Annotated in this window: 15 protein-coding genes; 7 read left to right on the forward strand and 8 right to left on the reverse strand. The window is 47.5% G+C overall.

What is annotated here, in order from left to right; translation table 11 throughout:
* Positions 1-77 precede the first annotated feature (77 nt).
* From ACLTOH_RS14170 to murC, 4 genes are all read right to left on the reverse strand, one after another.
* Positions 78-1,262, reverse strand: coding sequence for a ribose-phosphate pyrophosphokinase (locus ACLTOH_RS14170; protein WP_022312395.1), 1,185 nt, complete (start codon positions 1,260-1,262; stop codon positions 78-80).
* Between the two features lie 53 nt (positions 1,263-1,315).
* Positions 1,316-2,308 carry an ATP-binding protein gene (locus tag ACLTOH_RS14175; protein WP_412224283.1) on the reverse strand — a complete coding sequence of 331 codons (993 nt, stop codon included), beginning with the start codon at positions 2,306-2,308 and terminating at the stop codon, positions 1,316-1,318.
* Between the two features lie 48 nt (positions 2,309-2,356).
* On the reverse strand, positions 2,357-3,472 hold the full coding sequence (locus tag ACLTOH_RS14180; RefSeq protein WP_119623994.1) for a DnaD domain protein: 1,116 nt from the start codon (positions 3,470-3,472) through the stop codon (positions 2,357-2,359).
* Between the two features lie 306 nt (positions 3,473-3,778).
* On the reverse strand, positions 3,779-5,176 hold the full coding sequence (gene murC / locus ACLTOH_RS14185) for a UDP-N-acetylmuramate--L-alanine ligase (protein WP_227732467.1): 1,398 nt from the start codon (positions 5,174-5,176) through the stop codon (positions 3,779-3,781).
* Positions 5,177-5,590: 414 nt separating this feature from the next.
* Here murC and ACLTOH_RS14190 point away from each other — a divergent pair, with 414 nt between their 5' ends.
* The 3 genes from ACLTOH_RS14190 (at position 5,591) to spoVG (ending at position 8,441) form a co-directional block, all read left to right on the forward strand.
* Entirely contained in the window at positions 5,591-6,859 is a 1,269-nt protein-coding gene (locus ACLTOH_RS14190; protein ID WP_227064751.1) for a glucose-1-phosphate adenylyltransferase, read from the forward strand.
* Positions 6,860-6,861: 2 nt separating this feature from the next.
* Positions 6,862-7,980 carry a glucose-1-phosphate adenylyltransferase subunit GlgD gene (gene glgD / locus ACLTOH_RS14195; protein WP_022312400.1) on the forward strand — a complete coding sequence of 373 codons (1,119 nt, stop codon included), beginning with the start codon at positions 6,862-6,864 and terminating at the stop codon, positions 7,978-7,980.
* A 185-nt stretch (positions 7,981-8,165) separates the two neighbouring features.
* A complete protein-coding gene (gene spoVG / locus ACLTOH_RS14200) occupies positions 8,166-8,441 on the forward strand; it encodes a septation regulator SpoVG (RefSeq protein WP_022312401.1) in 276 nt (91 codons plus the stop codon).
* 96 nt (positions 8,442-8,537) lie between these two features.
* Here spoVG and ACLTOH_RS14205 read toward each other — a convergent pair whose 3' ends face one another.
* Positions 8,538-9,665, reverse strand: a complete 1,128-nt coding sequence (locus tag ACLTOH_RS14205) for a hypothetical protein (protein ID WP_227732465.1) — start codon at positions 9,663-9,665, stop codon at positions 8,538-8,540.
* A 116-nt stretch (positions 9,666-9,781) separates the two neighbouring features.
* Positions 9,782-10,801: a LacI family DNA-binding transcriptional regulator gene (locus ACLTOH_RS14210; protein WP_227732463.1), complete on the reverse strand. Its 1,020-nt coding sequence runs from the start codon at positions 10,799-10,801 to the stop codon at positions 9,782-9,784.
* Positions 10,802-11,079: 278 nt separating this feature from the next.
* On the opposite strand from ACLTOH_RS14210, the gene xylB reads away from it, so the two are divergent.
* The 3 genes from xylB (at position 11,080) to ACLTOH_RS14225 (ending at position 14,872) form a co-directional block, all read left to right on the forward strand.
* A complete protein-coding gene (gene xylB / locus ACLTOH_RS14215; protein WP_117467487.1) occupies positions 11,080-12,549 on the forward strand; it encodes a xylulokinase in 1,470 nt (489 codons plus the stop codon).
* An 87-nt stretch (positions 12,550-12,636) separates the two neighbouring features.
* Positions 12,637-13,278, forward strand: a complete 642-nt coding sequence (locus ACLTOH_RS14220; protein ID WP_118505651.1) for a DUF4867 family protein — start codon at positions 12,637-12,639, stop codon at positions 13,276-13,278.
* A 109-nt stretch (positions 13,279-13,387) separates the two neighbouring features.
* Positions 13,388-14,872, forward strand: a complete 1,485-nt coding sequence (locus ACLTOH_RS14225; RefSeq protein ID WP_117467483.1) for an L-fucose/L-arabinose isomerase family protein — start codon at positions 13,388-13,390, stop codon at positions 14,870-14,872.
* 684 nt (positions 14,873-15,556) lie between these two features.
* Here the strand turns inward: ACLTOH_RS14225 and ACLTOH_RS14230 are convergent.
* A complete protein-coding gene (locus ACLTOH_RS14230) occupies positions 15,557-16,102 on the reverse strand; it encodes a hypothetical protein (protein WP_337415357.1) in 546 nt (181 codons plus the stop codon).
* A 193-nt stretch (positions 16,103-16,295) separates the two neighbouring features.
* Here ACLTOH_RS14230 and ACLTOH_RS14235 point away from each other — a divergent pair, with 193 nt between their 5' ends.
* A complete protein-coding gene (locus ACLTOH_RS14235) occupies positions 16,296-17,660 on the forward strand; it encodes an MATE family efflux transporter (protein ID WP_337415358.1) in 1,365 nt (454 codons plus the stop codon).
* Here the strand turns inward: ACLTOH_RS14235 and ACLTOH_RS14240 are convergent.
* A complete protein-coding gene (locus ACLTOH_RS14240; protein ID WP_412224284.1) occupies positions 17,581-19,569 on the reverse strand; it encodes a glycoside hydrolase family 2 protein in 1,989 nt (662 codons plus the stop codon). The genes ACLTOH_RS14235 and ACLTOH_RS14240 overlap by 80 nt on opposite strands.
* Positions 19,570-19,658 lie beyond the last annotated feature (89 nt).

Consider the following 19,658-nt stretch of genomic DNA (forward strand, 5'->3'; position numbering starts at 1 on the left):
TATCGCATGCTCCGGGAGTTCGTGGATTTTGCCAATGTATTTCACTAACTCTCAAGTTAATATAAGACGGGTGAGCTTTACAGCTCACCCGTCTTATATTTTGCAACGATATTCTGAATTCTCTCATTTGGATTCAACAGATCGCTGATGGAAGAATCGTGGTTCAAAGTATCAATGATGTAAGCAATGTACTTACTCATATCACAGTTGATGTACCATTCTCTCTGAAGTAATTCCGGAGTCTGGTAGATCAGGTTGGTGGTTAGAACCTTGTCGATAATGCCGTTCTCGTAAGCCTTGTCGAACTTGTCCAGACCGTTGGTGAAGAGACCGAAGGTGGAGAAGACGAAGATCTTGTTGGCTTTACGCTCTTTCAGAGCAGCGGCAACTTCCAGCATGCTTTCACCGGAGGAGATCATATCATCGATAATGATCATATCCTTGCCCTCTACGCTGGTACCCAGGAATTCATGAGCTACGATGGGGTTACGACCGTTGACGATGCGGGTGTAATCTCTTCTCTTATAGAACATACCCATATCCAGACCGAGAACGTTGGCAATGTAGATGGCACGTCCCATACCACCTTCATCCGGGCTGATGACCATCATGTGGCTGGAATCCAGCTGCAGATCTTTTACATTGCGTAACAGACCTTTGATAAACTGATATGCAGGCTGTACGGTCTCAAAGCCGTGCAGAGGAATGGCATTCTGTACACGGGGATCATGAGCATCGAAAGTGATAATGTTGTCTACACCCATGCTTACCAGCTCCTGCAGTGCCAGTGCACAGTCCAGAGACTCGCGGGAAGTTCTCTTGTGCTGACGGCTCTCATACAGGAAGGGCATGATCACAGTGATACGACGGGCCTTACCGCCGACAGCTGCGATGATACGCTTCAGATCCTGATAGTGATCATCGGGAGACATATGGTTCTCGTTGCCACACAGGGAATAGGTCATGGAGTAGTTCAGGACATCTACTAACAGATAGAGATCAGTACCGCGGACGGATTCCAGAATCTGTCCCTTTGCCTCACCGGAACCGAAACGGGGTACTTTGGCATCCAGAAGATAGGATTCTCTCTGATAACCTGCAAATGCCAGAGACTCTTTGTGTTCGCTTTCTCTCTCTGCTCTCCATTTTACAAGATACTGGTCTACCTTCTCACCTAAAGGCTTGCAGCCGGGCAGGGAAATAATGCCCAGAGAGCCGACGGGGATAGTCTCCAGATTTCTTTTTTCTTCACGATTCGCCATTGGGGTGATCCTCACTTTCTGATTCTGTATACTGTTCTGTTACAAACAAATGATTAATTGTCAGATGTATTCTGCATACGCTTTTTGCACATACGAATATCGGGGCCGGTCAGCTTACACAGATCGTAATGACTGGTGATACGGGAAAATACCCGGTCTGAATACCGGTCGCGCAGTTCCTCCAGACTCAAATTTGTGGAGATGATTGTAGCGTTTTTCCGCAGATGTCTCTCATTCAGACAGGAGAACAGCTGGGAGGCTACAAAAGTATTGGTCATCTCTGTGCCGAGGTCATCAATGATCAGCAGATCGCAGTTATACAGATCCTCGTAGAATCCGGAGAGAGCTTCTTTTGCCCTGCTGTCGAAGGCATAACGGGCAAGAGTATCAAACAGCCCGGAAGCACTGAAATAGATCACGGAATGACCGGTTTGCAATAATTCACTGGCGATACATCCCGACAAAAAGCTTTTGCCAGTACCTACTGTACCATAAAAGAATAAATTGTGGTAGTCTTGTTTGAAGTTTTGTACAAAATTGTGGCAGACATCCACGCATTTTCGGAAATGCGTAAGATCATCGCCCTGATAGTATTCGTAAGAAAGGTTGGAAAAATTCTCAGAAGCGATCATATCCCGGATATGGGACTGCTCATAGAGAATATCCAGTTCCTGCTGGTGAAAACAGTGACATTTTTTGCGAAGACCATCTTCACTGTCAATATAACCTGTATCTTTGCAATCGGGGCAGTCATAGACGGGTTCCAGATAGTCTGCTGGGTATCCGGCGGACGTGAGCAATTCTCTTTTCTGACGGGAGATTTCCTTTAGAGAAGAACGCAGTCTGGTAAGCGCCTCGTCATCACCGTTCAATAAAAGCTTTGCCTGCGCCACGGAAAGTTCACCGACAGACTCATCCAGTCTTCCGTATTCCGGAAGCTTTGTATAAATTTCCCGGCGGCGCTGCTCTGCCAGGTGACGGTTGCGGTCTCTGGTCTGCTCATAGCCCTTCATAATAGAATTGTATTGTGCGTTAGTCAGTGACACGGTCGGTTCCCCTTATCTGCTCATTGCTGGTTGTTCAATATCTGAATATTAGTTACTTAAAATTTCCTTTTCCAGAGCGGCGAAATCGTAGCTGTTCTGGGTAAACTGTGTAAAGCGGTTGGAGGACCCGGAAGAAGCGGGCTTCGCAGTCTTTTTCTTCTGGAAAGAGTCATCCATCTGCTGAATATCGGCCTTGTGGCGTACATTAGCCTGCCTCCAGCTGTTCAGGATTCCTTCCGCATATTCAAAGCGATGCTTGTCCGTAGCCAGAGAGCTGCGCTCACAGGCTTCCAGTATAATATCTGTGCTGAAACCGTAATCTCTGGTCCAACGGTTGATGAATTCCAGTTCTTTCGCTGTGGGAGAGGTACTGCGTCCTAAGCTGTTCATAATGGAATATACGCTTCTGTCGTAGCGGGTGGAGAATTTCTGCGCCTGCTTCGGGGTGGTGATTCCTTCTTCCGCCCAGTTGACAGCAACTTTTTCTATGTATTTGAAATCTTTCTTGCCGCGCTCCACACAGTACTGTAGCAGATAATCGATCAGATCCTCTGAAAAATGCAGTACATCGGTGAAAAACAGGATCGTCTTGATCTCGGAAGGAGTCAGAGGCTTGCCAATATAAGCTTCTGCAATAAAGAGAAGCTGGGAGGTCTCTTCCCGTTCCTTGAATTCCCGTAACTGATCCAGAGAATAAGCCGGCTTTGCGTAAGGGTTGACAGTTTCCTGGGGTGTTGTCGGTACAACTGCAGCCGAAACCTGCGGAATAGCAGCGGCAGGAATCACAGAGACTCCGGCGGGAGTATTCTGCATCTGCGAAGGACCGGAGGTCAGCAGGACATTATGCTGGGGGGCAGGAGCAGCCTGCGTGCTCAGATCACGAAGATGAATCCCTACCAGTGTTTTATTATCATCGAAGTCCAGATCCAGGATCTGCTGCTTTTCCCAGTATTTCAGTGCACGGATCACATCCTTTTCCGTGTGGTTGAACTTGTCCGCAATTCCGGACACACTGATAGCCTGTTCCGCATTCAGCATGCGCAGCAGATAGAAATAGACCTTCAGCTGTGCGTCGTTGGCATCTTTCATATATTCATCAATAAACAGATTGGATACTACCGTAGAATCTGCATAATTATCTTTATAGAGTGCTATCCGTGCCATAACACACAATACCTTCTTTCACAAATCGTTCCTTTTTCAAAGTAAGACCAAGTATAGCATAAGACCTGTGAAAAAGAAATAGTCAATTTGCCGGAAAACCTTGTAAACACTGGACTTTCGGACTCCTGGATAAAAATGTGGAAACGGTGGATATTGTGGATGCCAAAAGACGGTGTATCGAGAAAACCCTATATATCGGCAGATTATCGCCAAAATCCGACAGAAAATTATCCACAGGAAAACAACAAAATATCCACAGGGAAAACGGGGATAATCCCCGGTGTTTCCTGTGGATAATGTGGACAACTATTTGCCAAGCAGGTTTTCACCGATTTTTACTACATCTCCGGCACCCATAGTTATCAACAGGTCACCGTTTATGCAATTTTCTAATAAAAAGTTTTCAATCTCATCAAAAGAAGGAAAATAGTAACATTCATGGCCCAGTGCCCGGATCTCTGTCTGGAGCGTCTCAGAACTGATTCCCAGGGTATCGGTCTCACGGGCAGCATAAATATCTGCCAGGACGACTTTGTCTGCCAGACTTAAGGCTTTGGCAAAATCTTTCATGAATGCCTTGGTTCTGGTGTAAGTATGTGGCTGGAAGACACACCAGAGGGTCTTGTGGGGATAATTCGCTGCCGCATGCAGGGTGGCTGCAATCTCGGTGGGATGATGTGCATAATCATCCACAATGGTGACACCGCCGATGGTGCCCTTGTATTCGAATCTGCGGTCTGTACCGGTGAAACCGTGCAGGGCAGAAGCGGTAACCTCGCGATCGATCTTCAGCAAATCGGCCAGGGCAATGGAAGCAATGGCATTGCATACGTTATGCTCTCCGGGAACCTGCAGAGAAAAACTGCCGGACACTTCTCCATGCCGGTGAAGCGTAAAGGAAGGATGACCGAACTCGTCAAAAGTAATATCCGAGGGATAATAATCGGCAGCGGACCCGTCACTGTTGACCGCTTCTTTATTAAAAGTGATCACGCGACAGTCCAGATCCCCTGTGATCTCCTGTAATCTGTCAATGGCACCGTTGATGATCAGACAGCCGTCAGCGGGCAGAAGCTTTGCAAATTTATGGAAGGAATTCCGGATATCCTCCAGATCCTTGAAAAAGTCCAGGTGATCTTCTTCGATATTCAGGATCATACCGATCCTGGGGAAAAAGCTTAAGAAGCTGTTGGTGTATTCGCAGGCTTCTGTAACGAACAGATCGGTACTGCCGACACGGATGTTGCCACCGATGCTTTTTAACATTCCGCCGATGGACAGAGTGGGATCCGTACCGGCATGCAGCAGAATCTCACTGACCATGGAGGTCGTGGTGGTCTTGCCGTGAGTACCGCTGACGGCAATAGGGGTCTTGTAATTCTGCATGATCTCTCCTAAAAGCTGCGCTCTGGTGAGATGCGGGATCCCTTTTTCCATAGTAGCGACATATTCGGGATTGTCTTTGTGAATCGCGCTGGTAAATACGACACAATCGATATCATCGGTAATATTCCCGGCACGTTGTCCATAAAATACATTGATCCCCTTTCTTTCCAGAGTTTCGGTGAGGGGGCTTTTGGAACGGTCGGAACCGGACACACGGAAGCCGGCATCCTTCAGAATCTCTGCGAGACCGCTCATGCTGATACCGCCGATACCTACAAAATAAATGGACGAGGGGTGATTAAAGTCTATCTGATACATATTGGCACTTCCTTAATATAGTGTAGTTGCATTGCTTATTATGTAACTATTCAGAGCAGTTACCTTATTATTAACATTATATACATAGGAACGAAAAAAAACAATCCATAGGTACGATTTTGAAAAAATGTGTAAGTTTACTATTTTTTGCAAAACCAATCCAGACGGGATTGGCATAAATTGACAAAAAGCTTACAAAAGATAAGTTAATTATGTAAAAATTGGATATGAAAATCGTAAAATGACAAAAAAACCTAGTAATAAATATTCACTTTCCTTTGGCAATGTGTTATAATCAGATTATCACATCCGAAGGAAAGAGCAGGCACTTTTTCGAGACAGATGGATACATCGGATAATAGCCGCGAGCGACTATTTATTACAACAGGTGGAAGGCTAGATAGAGGTGAGGATATGATTAAGAAAGAAATGATAGCCATGCTATTGGCTGGAGGACAGGGAAGCCGTCTGGGTGTCTTGACATCCAAGGTTGCTAAACCTGCCGTTGCATTTGGAGGCAAGTACCGCATTATCGATTTTCCCCTTTCTAATTGTATTAATTCGGGAGTGGATACGGTAGGCGTACTGACACAGTACCAGCCCCTCAGACTGAATACCCATATCGGAATCGGTATTCCCTGGGATCTGGATCGTAATATCGGAGGAGTGACCGTGCTGCCTCCCTATGAGAAGAGTACCAACAGTGAATGGTATACCGGTACTGCGAATGCGATCTATCAGAACCTGGAGTATATGGAGAGCTATAATCCAGAGTATGTGCTGATCCTTTCCGGAGATCATATTTATAAGATGGATTATGAAGTGATGTTGGATTTCCACAAGGCCAACAATGCAGAAGTTACTATTGCGGTAATGCCTGTTCCCATGGAGGAGGCCAGCCGTTTCGGCATCATGATCGCAGATGAGAACCATCGCATCACCGAATTTGAAGAGAAGCCGGAACATCCCAGAAGCAATCTTGCAAGTATGGGTATTTACATATTTAACTGGAAGACATTGAAGGAAGCGCTGATCGCTATGGCAGATCAGCCGGCACTGGATTTTGGTAAGCATGTCATTCCTTACTGCCATGAAAAGGGGGCTCCGCTGTATGCGTATGAGTTCACCGGTTATTGGAAGGATGTAGGTACTTTGAGTTCCTATTGGGAAGCCAACATGGAACTGATCGATATCGTACCGGAATTCAACCTGTATGAGGAATACTGGAAGATCTATACCAAGAGCGAGATCCAGCCCCCTGATTATATTGCTGCCGACAGTGTGGTAGAGCGCAGTATCATCGGTGAAGGCTCCGAGGTCTATGGAGAAGTATATAATTCCGTCATTGGTTGTGGTGTTACGATCGGTAAAGGAACCGTGATCCGGGATTCCATTATCATGAACCAGACCCAGATCGGTGAAGGATGTGAGATCAACAAGGCGATTATCGCAGAGAATGTTGTGGTAGGTAATCAGGTAAAATTAGGTGTCGGTGAAGAAGCAGAGAACGATACGGCACCTCATATTTACAACCACGGACTTGTAACCATCGGTGAGAAGAGCGTGATTCCTGACGGTATCAGCGTAGGCAAAAACTCAGTGATATCCGGAGTGACAGCTGCTGCAGATTATGAGGATTCCCAGCTCGCAAGCGGCAAAACATTAATTAAGGCAGGTGAATAGCAGTGAGAGCGATTGGAATTATTTTAGCAGGCGGTAACAATCACAGGATGCGGGAACTTTCCCAGAAGAGAGCTATATGTGCGATGCCGATTGCAGGCAGCTACCGCAGTATTGACTTTACACTGAGTAATATGACCAACTCTCATATTCAGAAGGTGGCAGTGTTTACCCAATACAATGCAAGAAGTCTGAACGAGCATCTGAATTCTTCCAAATGGTGGGATTTCGGACGTAAACAGGGTGGATTATATGTATTCACTCCCGCTGTAACAGCAGAGAACAGCAACTGGTACAGAGGAACCGCAGATGCAATTTACCAGAATCTGCAGTTTTTGAAGGACAGCCATGAGCCTTATGTAGTTATCGCATCCGGCGACTGTGTATACAAGCTGGATTATAATAAGGTGCTGGAATACCATATCGAGAAAAAAGCAGATATCACTGTAGTCTGCCGCGATATGGAAGCCGGTACGAATGTAGAGCGTTTCGGTACGATTCGAATGAACGAGGAAAGTCGTATCGAAGAGTTCGAGGAGAAGCCCTTACAGGCGAAGACCAATACCATTTCCTGTGGTATTTATGTGGTTCGACGCAGACTGCTGATCGAGATGATCGAGAAGTGTGCTGAGGAAGACCGCTACGATTTCGTAAGAGATATCCTGATCCGTTACAAGGATCTGAAGAGAATCTATGGATACAAGATCAAGGATTACTGGAGAAATATCGCATCTGTGGATGATTACTACAGCACCAATATGGACTTCTTGAAAGCAGATGTGAGAAACTATTTCTTCAAGCAGTATCCGGACGTATATTCCAAGGTGGATGACCTGCCTCCCGCAAAATATAATCCCGGTTCCCAGGTGCGTAACAGCCTGGTATCCAGTGGATGTATCGTCAACGGTGTGGTAGAGAATTCCGTGATCTTTAAGAAGAGCTATATCGGCAATAATTGTGTGATCAAGAATTCCATTATCCTCAATGATGTGTATATTGGAGATAACACGCATATTGAAAACTGTATTGTAGAGAGCCGTGACACGATCCGTGCAAATTCGTACTTTGTGGGAGAAGGCGAAGTTAAGATCGTAGTTGAGAGGAATGAACGATACGTGATCTAAGTGATCCGGATTCTCAATGACTACATTGCGAGACTGCTTGCAGGCAGGGCAATGTGGTCGTTAGGGAATCTAACAGATATGAGTAAGTAGGGCGATAGCCCGGAATACGAATATCTGTAGCGTTTCGAGAGCCTGCAGGGCGGAGAAATGCGTAGGGATCACGATAACACCAAGGGGGTTAGCAAATGCAGATTACAGATGTACGTGTTCGTAAGATCACCAAGGAAGGCAAGATGAAAGCTATCGTATCCATTACACTGGATGATGAATTCGTCGTACATGATATCAAGGTGATCGAAGGTGAAAAGGGATTGTTCATTGCAATGCCGAGCAAGAAGGCAACGGACGGAGAATACAGGGATATCGCACATCCCATCAATTCTTCTACCAGAGAGAATTTGCAAAGGGTGATCCTGGAGAGTTACGAAAAAGCATTGGAGGAGCCGGAAGAGGCAATCTAAGCTGCATAGGGATAAACAACAAAAGCTGTTGTCAACAGAGTGATCTGTGGCAACAGCTTTTTAAATTGCAGTTATCTTTTATTCCCCGGACGAAAATCAGGAACGCTGATAAGCACATAATCCGTTTTCAAATTGCAGACGATCGATCAATTCCAGGGAACCGCCGATTCTCCGGTATAGTTCTATGGTGCCTGTTGCATTGCCGCCTTCCCAGAGAGGAATGTCGGATACTTTTCCGTCAGGACTTTCATAGAGTAACGGCATCATCTGCTTTTTGCTGCAGCTTCCGGAGATCCGTACAACGGAAGTGCGGTTCTGGGCTTTGAAATGCCAGATAAAACGTTTGTTGGTCTCTTTCACTTTCCACTTGCAGCGGGACAGTGTAAGAGGTCTGCCAAAATGATACTCGAAATCTTCCCCGGTATAGGTCAGCTGCATCAGAATCCTGCGTCGCATGGGGAAAAAGAGAAATTTCGGACAACAGCCGTCGATGGCCAGAGCCGAATGCTTCAATTCCCGCCCGGTTTTCTCACTGATCAGGTGGCCGGAAGCAAATTGCAGCCAGGGCTGGTTGTAACTGCGGCCCCAATGTTTGTCCGCATAGCCGTAGGATGTCTCGGGAGCTACCTCGTAGGTGACACCGTTCAAAATGACGGTCCCACGGAAAAAGGTACGGATACCTTCCCCATGCCAGAAACTTTCCAGGGCATGAACCGCGGTAAAAAAAGCATTGGCAATATAGCCGGTATGACAGGCAACCGCCTTATGCACTTCCAGATCCCAGATAAAACTGCCCGCATCGGTCATAAGAGAGCGATGTCTTGCAACCTCATCGGAGATATCAATCGAACCACTGATCCGGTTTTCACTGTAGACACAATCCTCAAACTGCATGTAAAAGGGATCCTGGGCCACCTGTAGAGAGGTCAGGGGATAATATGCCCGAAGCTGGAGCCCGCTATCTCCCGGCTCAGGGAATACACCGGCTTTTATGCAAAGATAAGATGGTTTCAGACCATGACGTTTATAGTAGGGATGCTGACCTAAAATAGGCTGGGAAGTACCGAGAGCCGGATTTAAAATGCTGTATTCTACAAAAAAAGTGCGGGTTTCCTGCGTCGTGGGACAAATGCCCTGGAAGGAATGCCACCAGCGCATGTAGCCACGTTTTGCATCGGAACCCCGCAACATATATGCATTTCTTTTCAGATCAGATAAATTCATGGATCAAAGACTCCCCCGCTTTTGTACCCCTCAAAACAACATTTCGTAGATAATATGTATATTATAGTACTATATGTTGTGAATGACAAGAGTGTCGGAAGAATCTTAAGAATTATTTAGATATTTTCTTTGATCCGGATATCTACCGCTACATAATTGTATTCTTTTTCCGGATTTTCGCCGGTCGTCAGATAGGCAAACAGCAGGGAAAGAGGGTTGCTGCCCTGAATTTTCGGCTGTTGGCAGATGGTGGCGGCAATGGTGCCATTTTCCAGCATTTGGCGTGTGGTGGGGACCAGATCAAAAGCGATGATCCGGATTGCCTTTTTTTTACCCAGAGCCTCTACACTGCGGCAGCCTCCGTAGACACCGCCGGCGGCGAAGAACAGTGCATTGATCTCCGGGTGCTTTGACAGAAGTGTCGTTGTCTTTTCGTAGCTTTCCACTTCGTCATCGTGGATCTCCACGGTATCCACGATGCGGATCCGGTCAGAGAAAGGTTCTAATGTCTTCAGAAATCCCGCAATGCGCTCTGTGTGACAGAGAATGTTGGAGGAACCTGTGACAATACCCACGTTTACCGTGCCGGAGGTCATCAATTGCAGAAGACCGGCGGCGGTGGCACCACTGCGGGTGTAGTTGCTGCCGACATAAGCGATACGTCTGGAATTTTCAATGTCTGTATTCAGCGTGACCACGGGAATCCCCTGCTCGTATAAAGTATTGATGCAGTCGCGGATCCGTTCGTCGTTGTAAGGGGTCATGGCAATGCCGTTCACTTCTTCTGCAAGAAGCTCTTTGACTGCCTGTAACTGGGCCTCCACACCGAAAGAAATCTGTTTGGTGATCACGGTACAGTTGTAACCTGCCAGCTCTTCCGCCTTTTCATTGATTCCGGCCAGAACATCCTGAAAAAAAGGATTCCCGGTGGAAAACAGAATGACACCCAGCTTCAGCCGCTTTTTCTGCGCTGCCAGAACGAGACCGGCGCGGTTGGGTTTATAGTCCAGCTCTTTTGCAATTTTTCTGATCTTTTCGGCGGTCTCCGGGTTTACTGCGCCGCGATCGTTTAAGACGCGATCCACAGTGCCGCGGGATACTCCGGCCAATGCGGCGATTTCTTTGATGGTTGCCATAGAATACTCATGCCTTTCCGTAATATCTGTCCCAGGTATCTGGTTATAAAAGTATCATATTTCCAGAGGAACGTCAACGAAAGTGCAGAATTTGTCCGGGCACGCTGGATGGATGATGAATGATGAAATTCCATCTTCACTTTTTAGTGAAAAAATACTGAAAACATAAAAACTTCTACTTGAAAAATTTTTTCACAACAGTTATGATAAGACTATAACGTGCACGGGCACGAAAAGGAACGAAAATGGATCACAACACAAACGTAGGAGGAAGATTCATGCTATATATTGGAATCGATCTGGGCACTTCGGCGGTAAAACTGCTTTTAATGGACAGTGAAGGGAACATCCGGAATATTGTATCCCGGGAATACCCTTTGTATTTCCCACATCCCGGCTGGTCGGAACAGAAGCCGGAGGACTGGTATGAACAGACTATGGAGGGCATCCGGGAGCTTTTGAAAGATGCGGACAAGAGCCAGGTGGCAGGCATCAGCTTCGGAGGACAGATGCATGGACTGGTCATTCTGGATGAGAAGGATCAGGTGATCCGCCCTGCCATCCTCTGGAACGATGGCAGAACCACAGAGGAATGCGATTATCTGAATAATGTGATCGGCAAAGAGAAGTTGTCTGAGTACACTGCAAATATTTCTTTCACCGGATTTACCGCGCCGAAGATCCTCTGGGTGAAAAAGAATGAGCCAGAGAACTTCGCACGGATCAAAAAGATCATGTTGCCGAAGGATTACATAGCTTATCGTCTGACCGGCGTACATTGTACGGATGTATCAGATGCTTCCGGGATGTTATTGTTTGATGTGAAGAACCGTTGCTGGTCGAAGGAAATGTGTGAGATCTGCGGAGTGAGAGAAGAGCAGTTGGCCACTTGTTATGAGAGTTATGAAAAGGTGGGCTGCGTATTGCCGGAGGTGGCAGACGAACTGGGGATTCCCGCAAATGTTGTGGTAGCGGCGGGAGCCGGGGATAATGCGGCCGCCGCTGTAGGTACCGGAACTGTAGGAGACAATATGTGTAATATTTCCCTGGGTACCAGTGGAACAATCTTTATTTCCTCCAATCATTTCGGAGTAGATCAGCACAATGCCCTGCATTCCTTTGCCCACGCAGACGGACATTACCATCTCATGGGCTGCATGCTGAGTGCCGCTTCCTGTAATAAATGGTGGATGGATGAGATCATCGGAACGAAGGATTATGCCGCAGAACAGGCGCAGATTGAGAAGCTGGGAGAAAATCATGTCTACTTCCTGCCGTATCTCATGGGCGAGCGTTCTCCCCATAATGATCCCAATGCCAGAGGAACTTTTATCGGAATGACCATGGATACCACCAGAGCCGATATGACGCAGGCGGTACTGGAAGGCGTGGCATTTGCACTGCGTGATTCACTGGAGGTGGCAAAATCTCTGGGAATCCATCTGGAGCGGACCAAGATCTGCGGTGGCGGAGCCAAGAGCCCGTTGTGGAAGAAGATGATCGCCAATATCCTGAATCTGAAGGTGGATGTGATAGAAAGCGAAGAAGGACCGGCCATGGGCGGTGCCATGCTGGCGGCAGTAGCTTGTGGGGAATATGCAAGTGTGGAGGAGATCGCGGAGAAGTTCGTCAAAGTCACCGGAACGGTAGAACCGGATCCGGAACTGGTGGCAAAATATGAAGACCGCTATCAGAAATTCCGCCAGATCTATCCGGCATGCAGACCGCTGTTTGAGATCATTAAATAACGCGTAGAAAAATCAAACAACAACATAATAAAATGAACCTCGTAATTTTAAGTTTGAGCTATAATAGAGAAAGGTTGGTAGAGTAGAATGCATATTTTATCTGTAAAAGATCCTGCATTTCGTAAGTATGGCAGAGTGATCACCAATGTGGATTTTACACAGCTGGTGGAAGAAATGAAAAAGACTCCGGTTCCTGACGGCGTGGTGTACGAGCCCGGGATCAATGCTTTGGAAGCATTACCTGTGAAAAAAGAACTGGAGACCATCACATACGGAGAAATGCCTGTACAGATCGGTTACTGCAATGGCCATAATTCCAAACTGAATGCCGTGGAATATCACAGAAGTTCCGAAATTAATGTGGCAGCAACGGATGCTATCCTGATCCTGGGGCTGTTAGCGGATGTGGCAGAAGATTTTACCTACGATACTTCTAAGATGGAAGCATTTTTAGTACCGGCCGGAACCGGTGTAGAGGTCTTCGCAACTTCTCTGCATTATGCTCCCTGTGGAGTAGACGGACAGGGATTCCAGGTAGCCATCGTGTTACCTCAGGGCACTAACTATCCGTTAGAAGGAGCACATCAGAAGGTGGAGCAGGGCAAGGCACCCAGCGAGGATGCGCTGCTTGCCGCTACGAACAAATGGCTGATCGGCCATGCGGAGGGTGGACTTCCAGAGGGAAGCTTCCTCGGGCTTGTTGGAGAGAATCTGGATGTCAGCAAATAATGGTGGCAGAATAAAAAGATTTGAACGCCGGAATCCCCTGCATGGATGTATGACGGCGGTAAAATAAATGGTGTAGAGAAAAAGAAAACGAAAATAGGAGGATTACAAAATGAGTAATTTACCCGAAGTAAAAATTGGCGTTGTGGCTGTCAGCCGTGACTGTTTCCCCGAGAGTCTTTCCGTGAACAGAAGAAAAGCTCTGATGAAGGCTTATACTGAGAAGTATGGAACAGACAGTGTCTATGAGTGCCCGGTATGTATCGTAGAGAGCGAGATTCATATGGTACAGGCTCTGGAAGACATCAAGAAGGCAGGTTGTAATGCACTGTGCGTATATCTGGGCAACTTTGGCCCCGAGATTTCCGAGACCTTACTGGCAAAGCATTTTGACGGTCCTGCAATGTTCATTGCAGCAGCAGAAGAGACCCAGAATGATCTGGTAGGCGGCAGAGGCGATGCTTACTGCGGTATGCTGAATGCAAGCTACAACTTAAAGCTTCGTAATGTAAAAGCTTATATCCCCGAGAATCCCGTAGGAACTGCAGCGGAATGTGCAGATATGCTGCATGAGTTCATTTCTATCGCAAGAGCTATTGTGGGCTTAAGTGATCTGAAGATCATTTCCTTCGGCCCCAGACCTTTGAACTTCTTAGCTTGTAATGCACCCATCAAGCAGTTGTACAATCTGGGGGTAGAGATCGAGGAGAACTCCGAACTGGATCTGTTCGAAGCCTTCAAGAAGCATGATGGAGACGAGAGAATCCCCGCCAAGGTAAAAGAGATGGAAGCAGAACTGGGGGCAGGCAACCATAAGCCCGAAGTACTGCCTAAGCTGGCTCAGTATGAATTGACACTGTTAGACTGGATCGAGGCTCACAGAGGATATCGTAAGTATGTAGCCATTGCCGGAAAGTGCTGGCCTGCATTCCAGACCCAGTTTGGTTTCGTACCCTGCTATGTGAACAGCCGTCTCACCGGTATGGGCATCCCCGTATCCTGTGAAGTAGATATTTACGGCTGCTTAAGTGAGTTCATCGGAACCTGCGTCAGCGCAGATACCGTAACTCTGCTGGATATCAACAACACTGTTCCCGATGATATGTACGAAGAGTCCATCAAGGGTAAATTCAACTATACCCACAATGACACCTTCATGGGATTCCATTGCGGTAACACCAACTCCAAGAAGCTGACCTCCTGCAACATGAAGTACCAGATGATCATGGCAAGAACCCTTCCCGAAGAGGTAACCCAGGGTACTCTGGAAGGAGATATTGTTCCCGGAGACATCACCTTCTATCGTCTGCAGTCTACCGCAGACAACAAGCTGCGCGCATATATTGCACAGGGTGAAGTACTTCCCGTAGCTACCAGATCCTTCGGTGGTATCGGTATTTTCGCTATCCCCGAAATGGGACGTTTCTATCGTCACGTACTGATCGAGAAGAACTTCCCTCACCACGGTGCTGTTGCTTTCGGACACTTCGGCAAGGCTCTGTACGAAGTATTCAAGTACATCGGCGTACCTGTAGAGGATCTGAATTTCAATCAGCCGAAGGGAATGCTGTATCCTACCGAGAATCCTTTCGCCTAAAAAGAACTTAAGTAACTGGAAAGTTAGTAAAGAAATGCTATCAAATCCCCGTAGCCCTTGGCAAGGTATAAGAAACGCGGCACGCTCGTACTTTAGTACGATGCGCTCCTGTCGCAGAGCGTAGCGGTACATAAGCGGTCACAATACGACCGCAATGCGTCCCTTGGGACGCTATGGTACCGACGTCTGCTTACGGCACTGCTTATTCTTATACCCAGCCGGGGCTACTGGTTTTTTTGAAAGCTTTCCAAAACGCAGAACTCCCGGCGTATGCGGTGCCATGTCGAAGATGTTTGTCGGAGGATGTTGATATTTTCTAGAAAAGTGCTGAAAGGCAGGGGGAAAGCGGACACGATGTCCGCGTCAGCCGATTGTCGACATGGATGTCGACTGTAGGCGGCCCCGTCATGACGAGAACTACTCATCACTTTTCGTAGAAAATTCACATCCGGAGACCTTACATCGAGACATGTGTATCGCATGCTCCGGGAGTTCGTCTGGTTTAAGGCTCCCTCCGCTACGAACCATGCCTATTCATAAGATTGTCAGCAAAGAACGCTGTCAATCTTATTTCATAGACGGCTGTCGCCGTATAAAAATAGAGTGAACCAGCCTCGCTTGTGCGCAAGCGCCCATCGAGGTGTTCCACTCTATTTTTGCATGGCTCGTAGCTAGGCTAACTTGCTATTTAGCAGGAGATTTCTTCCGGGCTTTCACAACATACACAATGGCGATCACCACATCCGCACAGTAGATAAAACATCCGATCCCCATGAAGATGGCACCCGGCAGGGAGACAAGCCTTTCTTTGCGCATGCGAATACTGCAGCCGATGGAACTGATGCCGGTGAGCAGGATCGTCAAAAGATCAATGAGTACTGCCCACAGGAGAAAGCCGATGCCCCAGACACTCATGGCAAGTCCGATGAAACCCAGGATAAAGTGCATGATATAAGCAGGAATCTGAATTCCTTTGATGATCAGGTTCATCCGGGCAGCCTGCCCTGCAGTCAATTTTCCCTTGGCGGTCTGTACCGCATTGACGATTACAATGACAAAGGAATACAGGTTATAGATGACTGCGATGATAAGCAGGACAAGCAGGGAGATATCCGTGGTATCCTCTGGCAGTACGCCTACAAACAGGAAGAAGACAGCAAGAATCAATACATAAATATAAGGATAGATAATTACAGGTATCATTTTCAGATATTTCAAAAATTCGTTCATGACAATTCCCCTCTCATAATAACAATGCTTGTAAAAAAATGACAAAAAGAGTATAGCAAAAAAACATAAAATGTGCAAAAAAAGATATTGCTTTTTTGGAGCGCCGCGTATATACTCTCAACGATAGAAATAACAGGAAACACTGATAAATTCAGTGCTTGCGGTTGATTTGAAAAATGGAGAGGTTATTACCATGACAAAAGACCTGACAAAAGGCAGCCCCATGAAACTTATCATCAGCTTTGCTGTGCCGTTATTATTCGGATTTTTATTCCAGCAGTTCTATAATCTGGTAGATACCATGATCGTAGGACGGTTTCTTGGTGTGGATGATCTGGCAGCAGTAGGCTCTACCGGCTCCATCAACTTCCTGGTCATCGGTTTCTGCATGGGTGTCTGCAATGGATTTGCCATCCCCGTGTCCCATAAATTCGGTGCCGGAGATTATGTGGGCATGCGCAAATATGTGGCCAACTGTGCCTGGCTGGGACTTGCCTTTTCCGTCATCATGACCGTGGTGACGGCGATCCTGTGCCGGGACATTCTGGTATGGATGAAGACGCCCGCCAACATCATTGATGGGGCGTATAACTATATTTTCATTATATTTATCGGTATTCCCACGGTATTCCTGTACAACATCGTGGCAGGCGTGATCCGTGCAACCGGCGACAGCAAGACTCCTGTGGTATTCTTAGTGCTGTCTTCCATTATTAATATTGTGCTGGATCTGTATTTTATCATATCCCTGCACATGGGCGTGGCGGGGGCAGCCTGGGCAACGGTGATCTCCCAGGGAGTCTCAGGTGTGGCATGTCTGGTCTATATGGTGAAAAAATTCGAGATCCTGCGAATCCACAGGGAAGAATGGAAAGTGGATGGGCATATGATGATGGTGCTGTGTGGCATGGGAGTTCCTATGGGGCTACAGTATTCCATTACCGCCATTGGCAGCGTAATCTTACAGACTGCAGCCAATACCTTAGGTTCTGCGGCAGTTGCGGCCATGACTGCAGGCGGCAAGATCGGTAACTTCTTAGCCTGCCCTTTTGATGCCATGGGTTCCACTATGGCAACCTACGGTGGACAGAACGTGGGAGCCGGCAAACTGAACCGTCTTGGCAAGGGACTTAAATCCTGTGTACTGTTGGGGGTAGGATACTCTGTGATCGCATTTTTGATTGCAGTATTTTTCGGCGGTCCGCTGGCACAGCTGTTCGTGGATGGCGGCGAGGCAGAGATCATTGCCAACGTGTGTGCTTTCCTGTTATGGAATACGGCATTCTATATTCCGCTTGCACTGGTGAACATTGTCCGTTTCCTGATCCAGGGTATGGGTTTCCCGAAATTCGCCATTTTAGCAGGTGTCTTCGAAATGATCGCCAGATCCCTGGCAGGCTTTGGACTGGTGCCAATCATTGGCTTCACCGGGGTATGCCTGGGCAGTCCCATTGCCTGGATCATGGCGGATGCATTCCTTATTCCGGCTTATTTCCATGTGAGTAAGGTGCTGCAAAAGAGGATGGTGCCGCAAACGGATGTCCCACAGGCAGTTTGACGATACGCCGGTCGTAAGTCACCAGACCGTTCACCTCTTCTTCCACATCGGAGAGCTGCGTATATACCGCACCGCTCAAGCCCTTTGAGATCAGAGGAAATAATTGTCTGGAAAATAACTGCTTTAGGGCAGTAGCCATCTCCTCCGGGGTGTCATATTTCTGATATCCGTAGACCCGGTCCACACTGGAATGCCCGTCGATGTGACAGGCGTAGCCACCATATTCCGAGATAACGAAAGCCCTTTTTCCATCCAATTTTACCTGTAACGGACGGAAGTAGTTATGAATACTGCGGAAATCTCCGCCTTTCTGGTCGAACCAGCCGCTGGCATGGTCTACCGGACGGGTGGGGTCTTTTTTTGCCACCATTTTCGCAATACGGGCAGCATCGAACTGTCCCCAGCCTTCGTTGAAGGGCACCCATACGGCGATGGAAGGGACATTATACAGATGATCTATGGTGTCAAGACATTCCTGTTCCCAGCTTTTCCGGCCTTCTTCCGAACCACGGGAGAACAGCTCATAATGATTATCCTTCGTGTGGGCGGACATGTGGGGGAACAGTGTGGGCATATAGCATACCCAGGGCATATGATAGGTAGAGCCGCCGCTGACCATATCCTGCCATACGATCATTCCCAGACGATCGCAGTGGTAATACCAGCGCAGAGACTCGAGCTTGATATGTTTCCGGAGCATATTGAAGCCCAGCCCTTTTGCGAGGCTGATATCATAGACAAAGGCCTCATCGCAGGGAGCAGTCATCAGCCCGTCGGACCAGTAGCCCTGATCCAGGATCCCGTGGAGAAAATAGGGCTTGTGATTCAGACAAAACCGCAAAATTCCCTTGGAATCCTTTTCGACTGAGAAACATCGCATGGCAAAATAACCATCCACGGTATCCTCATCGGCGTTCAGGGTAAAAGGATACAACCAGGGGTGTTCCGGGCTCCAGGGCTTGAAATTTACCGGCTCCGGTGCATCAGCAGGATCCGTTGCAGAATAGGTGACGCTGGCGGGAAAAGAAAGCACAACCGTGGTATGCGTGAGCCCAAAGGAATCCTGTTGCTCAGAAATTTTACGTACACGCATCTGCGTGAGTGAACCGGTATTTTCCTGCGTGAGGGTTCCGTCGCAGGAGGGAATGTTCACCCGGAACTCCAGATGGTTGAACGGCTTCAGAGAACACAGAACGAAGGTTACGGAAGCCTTGTCATACTGAGGAGTGATCTTATAATTGATGACATAGTTTTCCGGAACCCATTCGTACCAGACACTCTGCCAGATGCCGCTCTGGGCGGTGTAGAACATGCCGCCGCGGTTCAGGGTCTGCTTTCCCCTGGTGGCGTAACCGGTGTCGGTCAGATCCCGGACTTTTACATAGAGGGATACCGGATCTGCGTTTACATATTCTGTGATGTCTAAGGAAAAAGGAAGGTAGCCGCCACTGTGAGTGCCAAGCTTCTTTGTGCCGAGGAAAACGGTTGCTTCCTGATCTACCGCGTCAAAATGCAGAATGCAACGCATATTTTCCTCTTTTTGGGAAAGCTCTTCCGTGGAAAAAGAAAGTTCCCGGTGGTACCACAGGTACTCCGTGGGTTCCAGCCGTCTGTGAACTCCGGAAAGCAGGGCTTCCGGCGAAAAAGGCACCCGGATGGAACCCTGAGCGGTAAAATACGCAGAATCTTCCGAAGAACTACTCCCATCTGCGGGCACAAAAGCATATTCCCAGAGACCGTTCAGCATATGGTAATCTGTTCGTTTCATTTGCGGACGGGGATATTCCGGCAGGATATCGTCATACGAACCGGATCGCACCAGCGATTCCCCCCAGAGAGTATAGAGGGGATGCAGGATGTCTTCCGGGTGCGCCTGATTCAGATTCGCAGCAGCATCTTTTAAGTTCATGCGAAAACCTTCTTTCCTAAAATAGATTATTTATAGTATACTACATTTGGAAGTATAGCACATGAAAAATGATACGATTCTTTGAGAAA

Source organism: Waltera sp., from assembly GCF_046969025.1.
Taxonomy (GTDB): Bacteria; Bacillota; Clostridia; order Lachnospirales; family Lachnospiraceae; genus Acetatifactor; species Acetatifactor acetigignens.